This is a genomic window from Acinetobacter sp. 102, assembly GCF_037028485.1.
Lineage (GTDB): Bacteria > Pseudomonadota > Gammaproteobacteria > Pseudomonadales > Moraxellaceae > Acinetobacter > Acinetobacter higginsii.
The window spans coordinates 41,441-49,739 of sequence record NZ_JAZEZK010000031.1; the positions used below are offsets into that span (position 1 = coordinate 41,441).

6 protein-coding genes and 1 pseudogene are annotated in these 8,299 nt (G+C 41.9%); 1 reads left to right on the forward strand and 6 read right to left on the reverse strand.

Annotation, left to right across the window (positions count from 1 at the left end):
- Nucleotides 1-2: 2 nt before the first annotated feature.
- The 6 genes from WA352_RS20810 to WA352_RS20835 form a co-directional block, all read right to left on the reverse strand.
- The gene (locus tag WA352_RS20810) at nt 3-2,918 is read right to left on the reverse strand and encodes a glycine cleavage T C-terminal barrel domain-containing protein (protein WP_243793706.1); all 2,916 of its coding nucleotides are present in this window, start codon (nt 2,916-2,918) and stop codon (nt 3-5) included.
- On the reverse strand, nt 2,915-3,247 hold the full coding sequence (locus WA352_RS20815; RefSeq protein ID WP_243793707.1) for a sarcosine oxidase subunit delta: 333 nt from the start codon (nt 3,245-3,247) through the stop codon (nt 2,915-2,917). The genes WA352_RS20810 and WA352_RS20815 overlap by 4 nt, the downstream gene beginning before the upstream one ends.
- Before the next feature lie 12 nt (nt 3,248-3,259).
- The gene (locus WA352_RS20820; RefSeq protein WP_111828282.1) at nt 3,260-4,498 is read right to left on the reverse strand and encodes an FAD-dependent oxidoreductase; all 1,239 of its coding nucleotides are present in this window, start codon (nt 4,496-4,498) and stop codon (nt 3,260-3,262) included.
- Nucleotides 4,499-4,538: 40 nt separating this feature from the next.
- On the reverse strand, nt 4,539-5,432 hold the full coding sequence (folD, locus tag WA352_RS20825; RefSeq protein WP_243793708.1) for a bifunctional methylenetetrahydrofolate dehydrogenase/methenyltetrahydrofolate cyclohydrolase FolD: 894 nt from the start codon (nt 5,430-5,432) through the stop codon (nt 4,539-4,541).
- Entirely contained in the window at nt 5,429-6,295 is an 867-nt protein-coding gene (gene purU, locus WA352_RS20830; RefSeq protein ID WP_243793710.1) for a formyltetrahydrofolate deformylase, read from the reverse strand. The genes folD and purU overlap by 4 nt, the downstream gene beginning before the upstream one ends.
- A gap of 219 nt (nt 6,296-6,514) precedes the next feature.
- Entirely contained in the window at nt 6,515-6,748 is a 234-nt protein-coding gene (locus tag WA352_RS20835) for a hypothetical protein (RefSeq protein WP_336143811.1), read from the reverse strand.
- Between the two features lie 750 nt (nt 6,749-7,498).
- On the opposite strand from WA352_RS20835, the pseudogene WA352_RS20840 reads away from it, so the two are divergent.
- Nucleotides 7,499-8,144 (forward strand): annotated as a pseudogene (locus WA352_RS20840) (IS6 family transposase).
- Nucleotides 8,145-8,299: the final 155 nt, after the last annotated feature.

Here is an 8,299-nt window from a genome sequence, read left to right on the forward strand (position 1 = left end):
TTTTAGATCTCCTGACGTTGGTTTTGTGGGTCATAAAATGGCGCTTTCACTACAGTGGCATGTACCACAGCCCCTTTTTCGACACGGATTGGAAATTGCTGTCCCACTTCACTTTGCTCGATGCCGACATAGGCCATGCCAATGATTTTGTCGAGGGTTGGAGAATATTCACAAGATGTGATGTTACCTGAAATATCACTGCCCTGAAGTACAATATGTCCTTCCAAAGGCTTCTCATGATGCTTATCTAAAACAAACGACACCAATTTGCGTTTCAGCTGCTGTGCTTCAAGAATTTCTATCGAACGTTTACCCACAAACCAAGGTTTGTTGCGCGCGACCGCCCAGCCCAAATCCACCTCTTGAGGATGGGTCATACCATCGGTATCTTGGCTAATAATGATATGTCCTTTTTCCAAACGTAATAGACGTTGGCTTTCTACACCAAAAGGCAGCATATTGAAGGACTGACCCGCCTGCATTAGTTTATCCCACATAAATTCACCGTAGCGTGCTGGGAAATGGATTTCATAACCCAATTCACCGACAAAACCCACCCGTAAAATTCGCACAGGGATACCATCAATGGTGCCTTTACGCAGACCTAAATATGGAAAGGCGGCATTGGATAAATCCACGTCATGACAGACCTTTTGCATCACTGCACGTGAGTTCGGACCTGCAATATTTACTGCTGCAAGCGCAGTAGTAACATTGGTAATATCTACATTCAAACGCCATTGCACATTCCACTTCAGCATTTGTTGATAGATACGATCCACCCCACTGGTGGTGGCTGTCACGTAAAAATGATTTTCACTGAGGCGCCCTGCAACCCCATCATCAATCACCACACCATCTTCATTCGCCATGACCGCATAGCGGGTTTTGCCAACAGGTAATTTGGCAAATCCGAAGGTATACAGACGGTTTAAAAACTCAGCACTGTCCGCACCACGAACTTCCAAGCCACCCAAAGTCGACACATCAATCATGCCGACATTTTGACGGACATTTTGTACTTCACTTTCGATGTTTTGCAGACGTTTATTGGCATCACCATAAAATGCCGGACGTTGCCAATTCCCCGCAGGCATCATTTTTGCGCCTGCTTCAATATGGCGTGCATGCATTGGGGTTTGACGGTACGGATCAAATCCGCGACCCGCAACATGCGCAAGTTTTTCTGCTGTAAATGGTGGACGCGCAGTGGTCACACCTGTTTCACTGACACTACGATCAGTCGATTTCGCCACTAAACGCGCAGTTGGTAAGGCAGAATGACGACCTTGCGATGGCCCCATGCCCACGGTTGAAAAACGCTTCACCAATTGCACATCGCGGTAGCCGCTCTTGGTGGCATTCACGATATCTTTAATTTGCAAATCTTCATCAAAATCGACAAATTCTTTGCCTTTAGGATGTGGGAAAATTGGCCAAGGAAAATTCACATCATGTTCAGACAACTGTTGGATTGAAAGCCCTTCTTCAGGCTGATTCAATGCGCGTGCGGCAGCCAATTTCGCAGTTTGCTGTGCATTTTCCAAGACCTGTTCAATTGCATGCACAGCATTGGCAGAACCTGCAACATACAGCCCTTTCGGTAAACCAGAAATGGTAAATTCGGCTTTGTGATCGTCATAACTGAGCTTGGCACCCGCCTGACACAGCAACTGATACACAGGCATATACCCCGAAGACATACACAATACATCACAATCAAGTTTCTTAGACTCTGTACTAACTTCGCCTTCAGCGACAATTTTACGAACATCAACACCTGTTACACGATGCATGTGTTTTTCATGCAGTGCTTCGTAAACGGTACTGCCCATATAACACGGAATTTTTTTCGCTTTGAGTGCTCCATAAAGTGCAGCATCCTTCGCGGTTTCACGCATATCAACCAATGCCACGACATTTAAACCAGCATCAATGAAATCCAGCGCGGCTAAATAACCATCATCATTGCCCGTCAAAATGGTAATCTTCTGACCCGGTTGAATGGCATAGAGTTTAATTAAACGCTGCACCGCACTGGTTAAAATCACGCCTGGCAGATCATTATTTCGAAATACCACTGGTTGATCAAAGCTACCACTGGCCACAATGCATTGCTTCGCGCGGACTTTGTATAAACGTTTGCCTTGAATCACAGGCAGATAATGATCGGTAAACCATGCATTACAGATGGACTCGGTCATTACAGTAATATTGGCATGCTGTTCAACTGCATTCAGCAATTGTTGGCGTAAAGCATTGGCTTTTTCACCTTTAAGATCGAAACGTGCATAGTTCAGACTGCCACCGAGGATTTTATCTTGCTCAATCAGCAATACTTTGGCCCCTGCATCCGCAGCACTGAGAGCTGCTTGCAGCCCTGCTGGACCTGCACCCACAATCGCGATATCGGTAAATAAATAGGCTTTGTCGTAATATTCAGGTTCAAAATTGAGATCCAAGACCCCTAAACCTGCTTTTTTACGAATTAACGGTTCCCAAAGTTTCCATACCCCTTTAGGTTTATAAAAGGAACGATAGTAGAATCCGACTGGCATAAATTTGGAAAATTTTCCTAAAAATGCGTCCGAGTCTTTCATCAGGGAACCTGAGAAATTTTGCCCACCTGAAACCAATCCAGAATGAATGATTGTTGTGTCTGCCAATACATTGGCTTCATGGGGCAATTGAACCAAGGTATTCGCATCTTGCCCCGCCATGGTCAGTGGCGCACGTGGACGATGGTATTTAAATGAACGCGACATTACCCAACGTTGATTCGCAATTAGGGCACTGGCGATACTATCCCCAGCAAAACCTTTAAATTTTTCAGCGTCAAACTCGAATTCAACTTCTTGACTGCGGTCAAGTAAAGTACCGTAAGGCAACGGGAGTCGTGGTAAGTTTAAATTGCTCATGCTAATGACTCCTTCTGTTGCTGTGCGACAGCTGTTTTTTTACTTTCAACGGCTGCAAATTCAACCCGCGTATTAAATAATTCTTTGGCATCAAAAGTTCGAATAATTTCATCGGTTACGGTATGGCGTTCGGCAATAAACCAATAGCTGCTTGGGGTATGCATCCACCACTCCCGCACAATACCTGCAATGTTTGCACTGTTAAAAACATAGTCCGCCCATTCAACGTCTGTACAGGTATTTTGATCTGGCATCTGTTTGACTTCACCGCCATAGGTAAATTCACTGATGTTACGAGGTCCATTTAAAGGACAATGCATAATTTTCATCTGATATTCTCCTTAATGGCTCGCAGCCGTTGCACCCATTTCATTGACTTGCTGGAAGCGACTAAAACGTTCTAATTCAAAAGGTTTAATCATTTCTGGTGTGCGACCTGTCGCCACCATTTCCGCCATGGTTTTTCCACAAATTGGTGTGGCTTTAAAGCCCCACGTTCCCCAACCTGCATCCAAGTAATAATTGTCATAAGGCGATTTACCCATAATCGGGCTATAGTCAGGTGTCATATCGGTAATGCCCGCCCATTGACGCATGAGTTTGGCATTGGCCATAAAGGGGAACATTTCAATTGCATGCGCCAATAGACTTTCTTTCAGGTCTAAAGTTGAACGCGTGTTATACAGTGGATAAGGATCTGAACCGCCACCAAATACAATTTCTCCACGGCTGGTTTGTTGCACATAACAATGTAAAGCCGAAGAACTCACCAAAGGATTCAAGAATGGTTTAAATGGCTGTGTCACCATGGCTTGCAATGGATAGGTATGAATCGGGGCACGAATGTTTAACTTATTCATTAAAATGGAAGAGGCACCCGCAATCGCCTGAACTGCACAACCACATTGCACTGTGCCACGGTTGGTTTTAACCGCAACCACCTTATTTTTATCCACCACAAAATCTTGAACTTCGGTTAACTGATGAATTTCAACCCCACGTTTTGCTGCTTCTTTGGCATAACCCCAAGCCACCGCATCATGGCGTGCAGTTGCACCATCAATATGCCAAAGCCCAGCCAACACAGGTAAATGTGCTGGGTCTAAATTCAAGCAAGGCACCAGTTCTTTAATTTGTTGGCGGTCAATCATTTCAGTGCGACCACCAAAATGCTTATTCACTTCTGCACGCTGACGGAATGCACGTACCGTTGAATCGGTATGCGCTAAAGTCAATTGCCCGCGTTCGGAATACATAATGTTAAAGTCAAACTCATTGGAGAGATCTTTAAACATACGTACCGATTCGGCATAAAATTTCACGCCTTCAGAGGTTAAATAGTTGGAACGGATAACCGCTGTATTTCGCGCGGTATTCCCCCCACCTAGATAAGACTTTTCCAATACTGCAATATTGGTAATTCCATGATATTTAGATAAATAATAGGCTGTTGCCAAACCATGACCACCGCCGCCAATAATGACAACGTCATAGTGAGATTTCAGCTCCTTCGGTGGAGGCAAATCCACTTCCACTGGATATTCATTACTCAATCCATACTTCAGTAGGCTAAATGGCATGGGGTGTCCTCCTAGGCGTCAAGCAACGCCTATAATCAATCTATAAATCTGGGTGTTGTAAGCGTGCTGCTTGTAAAGTATTTTTCATCAAATAAGCGATGGTCATCGGTCCGACTCCACCTGGAACAGGTGTGATGGCACTCACCATTGGCAAGGCATCTTCAAAATCGACATCACCGACTAAACGAGCCTTACCATCTTCCACAATGCGGTTAATGCCCACATCTATGACTACAGCATCTGCCTGTAAATACGAAGCGGTAACCATTTTTGGGCGACCTACCGCGGCAACCACAATGTCGGCTTGCTGGCAAATTTGCTGGATATTCTTGGTTTTGGAATGTACGACTGTGACCGTGCAGCTTTCTTTCAGGAGCAAAGCCGCCATAGGTTTCCCCACAATATTGGAACGCCCAATCACCACGGCATGTAAACCAGTTAAGTCTTCACCCAAAGCCTCTTTCAGCAAGCGAATACAACCTGTCGGGGTACATGGGGTAAGTACATCTCGCCCCTGACTTAAGCCACCGACGTTTTCACTGTGAAAACCATCGACGTCTTTTTTCGGATTAATCCGCTCCAAAACCTTGGTTTCATTAATTTGCTTTGGTAACGGCAACTGCACCAAAATGCCGTGTACGTCTGGATCTGCATTAAGTTCATCAATCTTGTTGAGTAAATCCACTTCAGACAGTTGTTCATCAAAGCGAAACTCGAGAGAGCGGATCCCGACAAATCGGGCTTTTTCGACTTTATTGCGTACATACACATGGCTTGCAGGATCATCACCCACTAGAACCACCGCCAGACAAGGCTCAATACCTTGCTGTTGCAATATCATCACATCGTGTTTGACTTCTTCTAGCACGCGCTGTGCGATGGCTTTGCCATCAATAATTTTGTCATCGTCTTGTTGTAATAAGGCCAGACTCATTTGAACACCACCGTACGGTTATCATTCATAAATACGCGATGCTCGACAAAATATTTCACTGCTTTAGACAGCGCGATTGTTTCGGTATCACGACCCACGGCAACTAAATCATCTGCAAGAAAATCATGATCGACACGTTGCACGGCTTGTTCGATAATTGGACCCTCATCTAGATCGCTGGTCACGAAATGGGCTGTCGCACCAATCAGTTTCACACCGCGATCAAATGCTTGGTGATAAGGTTTTGCACCTTTAAAGCCTGGTAAGAACGAGTGGTGAATGTTGATGGCACGGCCTGCAAGTTGGGTGCATAAGCTATTCGATAAAATTTGCATGTAGCGCGCTAAAATCACCAATTCCGTGTTGGTTTCATCCACGATTTTCAGCAATTCTTCTTCTTGTTGTTGTTTGGTTTCCTTGGTCACTGGCAGATAAATGAAGCGGATGCCTTCACGTTCTGCAATCGCACGTAAATCTAAATGATTCGACACAATCGCAGTGATCTCGAAACTTAATTCACCTTTATGGTAACGGTATAACAAGTTCAATAAGCAATGATCAAACTTACTCACCATAATCATGACTTTCATCGGTTTTTTCTTTTCATAGAATTTTGCATTCAATGAAAATTTTTCGGTGACTTCTGAGAAGCCTTGTTTTAATTGCTCAAGATCTCCTTTGCCATCGTTAAAGCGGAATACGATTCGAGTGAAGAAACGTCCAGTGATTTCATCATCGTATTGTGACATTTCACTGATAAAACAATTATTTCCCGCAAGATACCCTGAAACTGCGGCAACAATACCTGAAGCTGCAGGACATGAAATTTTTAAAACATACTGGTCGAGAAGATCTTGAGACATGGTATTTCCTCTATATGATTTTGGAGGGATTCACACTATAAAAAGACACCTTTAATTTCCTTTAAAGAAATTAATTTTCCTGTAGAGAATTTATATAAGATATTTTTGGTTTCGTCTATAGTTTTTTAATTTATTATTATTATTTTTCAATAGGTTACAATATTTTAAACAAGCGTAAGCATGGATGATGGCTTCCCATCATCCATGCCAAAAAGTGGCTTAACATAAAACTTCGACTTTATGGTATTGCTTTAATTGTAGTAATGAATTGAATAGATTCTCTGATTGGCATAAGAGGTTCAGGTGCTCATGAAACTGATGTGCGAACACATTATTGCAATGAATGATCCAGCCTTTGGCTGAATAATTTTCAATATTTTCCATATATAACTCACAAGCATCTTGCCCGATTAGTCGTATATTTTTTACTTTGAATAAACTTGTTGTACTCATTGACCTGACTCCTTGATGAAGTTGCAATAAGCTAAAAGCATAAAATATGCCAAATTATTATTTTTATATATTTCAATATTTTAAAATTTAATACCTCATTTTATTTCCTGATAGGAATTTTTTTTGCACGAGAACCGTGCAACGATTCAATCCAATTTGAATCATAAAAATGCAGTGTTTATTTCTCTTTTACTCTATTTAGGTCTCATTGTACAAACCATTTTATGGCTAAAATCTGATGAAAATAGAATTCGAGATTTATACCAATTACGGCTTAATTAAAATTCAGCAATAAAAAAGCCCGACATCCTGTCGGGCTTTTTCGTATTGGGTGTTTAGGTATAACTCCTGTCGTACCTCACGTCCTGGTGTCACACTTATCATTATTGTTTTATGTGTTAGAACATCCTGTTTTCTATGTCCCCATCATATGAAAAATCGCAGGGATGACATAGACGCAATGGTCTTTAATTGATGTCAGCCTGAGCTTACAAGATTGTTCAAAACTTACCCCAAGGTTTATCCGCAGAAATTGCGGATAATTTCCGAAGTGCAGGCATTGAGTTATCAGGGAAAAGTTAAAATATGATCGTTTTTGATCGATTTTATTGACTGAAGTTACAGGTTTGCTGAATATAACGCCGACTTATTTCGGCACTGTTGTAATTAGCTATAGATGATAAGCTAAAAGTTCAGTATATGAATCCTTTCCATGGTCGGCATTTTCAGGGTGGAATCGTTCTTTAGGCCCTGCGCTGGTATTGTAAATATTGCATTAGCTATCTCGAACTTCAGGAATTGCTTGCTGAACGCGGTGTAAAAGTTGATCACACTACGATTTATCGTTGGGTTCAACGTTATGCTCCTGAAATAGAAAAACGTTTACGATGGTATTGGCATAATCCTAAAGAGTTAAGTTCATGGCATATTGATGAAACTTATCTAAAAGTGAATGGACAATGGTCTTATCTGTATCGTACAGTCGATCAATATGGCTATACCATTGATTTTTATCTTTCATCTAGACGTAATACCAAATCAGCCTATTGTTTTCTTGGTAAAATTTTTAATAATGTGAAGAAATGGAAGATGCCACAAGTGATCAATACGGACAAATCCCCCATATATGGATGTGCTTTGTCACGGTTAAAACACGAAGGAAAATGTCCGCTAGACCTTGAGCACAGGCAGATTAAAAACAAAAATAACGTAAGCTAATGTGATCATAGCAAGTTAAAGCTTAAAGCGAATTATCAAGGCGACCTTAGGATTCAAATTGATGAAGACGGCTTATGCCACAATCAAAGGTATTGAAGTGATGCGTGCATTACGGAAAGGGAAGGCATCATTATTTTATGCTGGTCAACCTCAAGATGAAGTCTATCTAGTAAACTAAATAGAGTTTTCAGTCTTTAAGTACTTTTTTTAAAAGGAAAATCATCGACTTAAATCTATATTTCCAACAGTGCCACTTTTTCGCTTTAGCACCTTAACTTATTTAAGTGGTGTAACTTGCATAACTTATGCATCCTATTTAGGTGACCTCAGTTA

Coding starts and splice junctions, on each gene's coding strand:
- purU (WP_243793710.1), bottom strand. CDS start 6,295: ATGTCTCAAGATCTTCTCGACCAGTATGTTTTAAAAATTTCATGTCCT.
- WA352_RS20820 (WP_111828282.1), bottom strand. CDS start 4,498: ATGCCATTTAGCCTACTGAAGTATGGATTGAGTAATGAATATCCAGTG.
- WA352_RS20810 (WP_243793706.1), bottom strand. CDS start 2,918: ATGAGCAATTTAAACTTACCACGACTCCCGTTGCCTTACGGTACTTTA.
- folD (WP_243793708.1), bottom strand. CDS start 5,432: ATGAGTCTGGCCTTATTACAACAAGACGATGACAAAATTATTGATGGC.
- WA352_RS20835 (WP_336143811.1), bottom strand. CDS start 6,748: ATGAGTACAACAAGTTTATTCAAAGTAAAAAATATACGACTAATCGGG.
- WA352_RS20815 (WP_243793707.1), bottom strand. CDS start 3,247: ATGAAAATTATGCATTGTCCTTTAAATGGACCTCGTAACATCAGTGAA.